Origin of the sequence: Streptomyces calidiresistens (assembly GCF_014141525.1) — a bacterium.
In the GTDB taxonomy this organism is placed as follows: Bacteria; Actinomycetota; Actinomycetes; order Streptomycetales; family Streptomycetaceae; genus Streptomyces; species Streptomyces calidiresistens.
On sequence record NZ_VKHS01000572.1, the window covers coordinates 1 to 3656 of the forward strand.

At 76.4% G+C, this 3656-nt stretch carries 3 protein-coding genes; 1 reads left to right on the plus strand and 2 read right to left on the minus strand.

Annotation, left to right across the window (positions count from 1 at the left end; translation table 11 throughout):
- Positions 1-371: 371 nt before the first annotated feature.
- Complete coding sequence (locus FOE67_RS19760; RefSeq protein ID WP_182666174.1) at positions 372-1040, minus strand: hypothetical protein; 669 nt, start codon at positions 1038-1040, stop codon at positions 372-374.
- 244 nt (positions 1041-1284) lie between these two features.
- Here FOE67_RS19760 and FOE67_RS19765 point away from each other — a divergent pair, with 244 nt between their 5' ends.
- Entirely contained in the window at positions 1285-2901 is a 1617-nt protein-coding gene (locus FOE67_RS19765) for a PepSY-associated TM helix domain-containing protein (protein WP_182666176.1), read from the plus strand.
- A gap of 142 nt (positions 2902-3043) precedes the next feature.
- On the opposite strand, the gene FOE67_RS19770 is transcribed toward FOE67_RS19765, so the two are convergent.
- Positions 3044-3656, minus strand: a 613-nt coding sequence (locus FOE67_RS19770; RefSeq protein ID WP_182666178.1) for a DUF3152 domain-containing protein, incomplete at its 5' end; no start/stop codon positions are given.

Genomic DNA, 3656 nt, shown 5'->3' on the forward strand with positions numbered 1-3656 from the left:
CCGGTGGGGGGTTCGGCCGTTCCGGGGTCCCCGATCGGCGCCGGGGCCGCCGGCTCCGCCCGGGGCGGAACGGCGGCGAGGAGCGGGACCGGCCGGGGGAATCGAACGGGGGTGCGGGCCGAGTGGCGCGCGGCCCGCGTCCGGGGAGCCGTCGTCGCGGGGGTGGTCGTGGACATCGCGGGTGATCCTTCGCGGTCGTCGTCCCCCGCGCGGTGTTCGTCCGGGCGGGCCGGTGCCCGGGACCGACGCCGCACCGGTCCCGGGGGACGGTGGCGGCTGCCGGGTGGTGGCGCGGGGGCCGGGGGTCGGTGTCCCCGGTCGGCACGGCCGACGGGGGCCTCGCCCGGGCGCGGCGCGCCCGGGCGGTGTTCTCAACACACCGCGAGCGGAGGGGGTCCCCGTCGGGAGAGGGCGTGGCGCAACAGGGCGGTACGGACCGGGGCGAAACCGCGGCCCGCCGCGGTGCCCGGGCGGGGACGCCGGGCCGGGACGTTCCCGTGGGCGCGGGCGCGCGCGACCAGGCGCAGGGGCTCCGCCAGCAGCGCCACCCCGGCGCGCACCGCGCCGAACAGGGCGATCTCGCCGCGCCACAGCCACAGCGCGCAGACCAGCGCCGCCGTGGCGTGCGCGGCGACCATGCCGGGGGTCCACCCGTGACCGAGGGCCGCGCCCCCGGCCTCCCCGAGGGCGTGCGCGTGATCGGCGTAACCCGACGGACCGGGGTGTCCGGCGTGGTGCGCGGCGGTCCCGGCCGCGCCTCCGTGGACGGCCCCGGTCGGGCGCGGAGCGGCCGGCAGCAGGGTGAACAGCGTGTGCAGCGCGAGTTGCGCGGTGACGGTCGCGGCGGCGATCACCCGGCCGGGGAGTTCCCGCCCGGTCGCCGGCAGCGCGCACAGCGCGAGGACGACCGCGACGGCGAGCAGCGGCCCGGGGGCGATGCCGTGTCCGGACATCAGGACGTGCCCACCGGCGGTCGTCACCGTGCACACGGCCGCGAAGAACACGGCGCGCGCGAGACGGAGAGCCGGACCGGTGGACATGGGGCTCATGGTGACAGCGCACCGGGGGTCGGGAAACGGCAGGGGACGGATTTGTGGGGGCGGTGACAAGAAATCGGCCGGGAGGAGCACCCCCGCCATGCGGTATGAGCCAGATCACACCCGGCGGGGGAGAACGGGGGAACCAATCGGCCCGTCCGGACGACTGCTGGACGGGTGCCGCCGGGCCGGCGGGGCGCCCCGGTCCCGATGCCCCCGATCCGTACTCCCCCCACAGGAGTCATCCATGACCACCGAAGCCCCCGCCGCGCGTTCCGCCGGGGATCCCCCACCCACGCCCTCCGGGGCCTCCGGTCCCGACACCCCCACCGGCCGCCCCGGCGGTTCCGATGTCCGCCCCCTGCTGCTGCGGATGCACTTCTACGCCGGTCTGCTGGTGGCGCCCTTCCTGCTGGTCGCCGCGATCACCGGACTGCTCTACGCCGGCTCCCTCCCGGCCGAGCGTCTGGTCTACGCCGAGGAACTCCGGACGACCCCCGCCGATACGCGGGTGCCGTTGGAGGAGCAGGTGGACGCCGCGCTCGCCGCCCATCCGGAGGGCACCGTCGCCGCCGTCCGGGTCGGTGAGAACCCGGGCGACACCACCCGGGTGCTGCTCACCGGCACCCCGGGGCTCACGGAGGGCCGCACCCTGGCGGTCTTCGTCGACCCCCACACCGCCGAGGTGCGCGGCGCGCTGGAGCAGTACGGGACCAGCGGCGCGCTGCCGCTGCGCACCTGGATCTCCGGCCTCCACGGCAATCTCCACCTCGGGGACCCGGGCCGCCTCTACGCCGAGCTGGCCGCGAGCTGGCTGATCGTCCTGACGATCGGTGGACTGATCATGTGGATCGCCCGCAGGGGCGGACGCCGGCCCGGCGCGCGCGGGGTGCTGGTGCCCGAACGCCGCGCACGCGGCCGCCGCCGTACGCTCTCGCTGCACGCCACGGTCGGCGTGTGGACCTCGCTGGGCCTGCTGATCCTGGCCGTGACCGGCCTGACCTGGTCCACCTACGCGGGGGGTCACATCTCCGATCTGCGCGCGGCGTTGAACCAGACCACCGCGAGTGTCTCGGCGACGCTGCCCAACCCCGCGGCCGAGGAGGGCCACGGGGACCACGGGGATCACGGGGATCACGGGGACCACGGCGCGCCCGCCGCCATCGGCGGCTCCGGCTGGCCGGCCCCGCCCGGTATCGGTCCCGACGGGGCGCTCGCCGCGGCCGACGCCGCCGGGCTCGGCGGCCCGCTGGAGCTCGTCCCGCCGGCCGACCCGGAGTCCACCTGGGTGGTCAAGGAGATGGACCGTCAGTGGCCGATCCGTCTGGACGCGGTGGCGATCCACCCGTACACCGGTGACCTGACCGACCGTCTGGACTTCGCCGACCAGCCGATCCTCGCCAAGCTGACCCGCTGGGGCATCGACATCCACAGCGGCTTCCTGTTCGGGCTCGCCAACCAGATCGCGCTGATGGCGCTGGCCGGCGCCCTGGTGATGCTCATCGTGTGGGGTTACCGCATGTGGTGGCTGCGGGGTCGGGCCTCGGCCTTCGGCCGTCCGATACCGCGCGGCGCCTGGCGCCGCGCCCGGCCGTGGCAGCTGATCACGCTGGGCGTCGTCCTGGCGGCCCTGGGGTGGTACGTGCCGCTGATCGGGGTCCCGCTCGTGGCCTTCCTGGTGATCGACGCCGTGGTCGGGGCGGTCCTGCGCCGGCGCGGCGGCACCCCGCGGAGGGGGGCGTCCGAGGACACCGAACCGGCCGGCGACACCGGCACCGGGGCCCCCGGCTCCCCGGTGCCCGCGGCGGAGTCGGCCGGCACCTCGGACGGCGCCGAACCGGCCGGGGCCGCTCCCGGCCGCTGAACCGTCGGTTCCCGATCGATCCCGGCCGTCCCGCCCGCCCGGTGGGACGGCCGGGCCGTGCGGCGCGCCGCCGCCGGACGGCCCGGCGTCCGCGGACGCCTCCCGCCGGGGTCCGCGCCGACCGGCCCCGATCGGGAACCGGTCAGGGGGCCCACGGGCCGTCGATGTACTCCCCGTCCGCGTCGTACGGCCAGGGGTTGGCCTCGCAGCCGTCCAGCCCCTTGATCTGTTGCATCATCGCGGGCGCCGGCTCCCCGGGCCCGGGGCACCCCAGGTGGCCGTGGCCGAGTCGGTGCCCCACCTCGTGATTGATGATCAGGGCCCGGTACTGCCCGATGGGTCCGGGGAAGTTCGGCGAACCCTCCACCCAGCGGCGGAGGTTGACCATCACCTCGTCCCCGACCCGGCAGTTCACCTCGCCGCCGGTGTCCAGGCCGTACTGTCCGCAGATGTCGTCCACGGTCGCGGGCGTGGCGATCTTCACGGAGAAGTCGAACGGTGGTTCGGAGACCGGCAGGAAGGCACTGGTGCCGTCGTTGGTCCACCCCCTGGGGTGGGCGAGGATCGCGTACACCTCCGTGGCGGCCTCGTCCGGATCCAGTTCGATCCCGTCCTCCACCTGCACCCGGTAGCGCAGCGGGGTGCCCTCGCCGACGGCCTCCTGCCGGTCGCCGGCCGCGTCACCGCCGCCGCCGGGCATGCCGTCGCGGAAGGAGCCGGGGCCCGACTCCGGGACGGGGGTGTCGGGTTGCTCG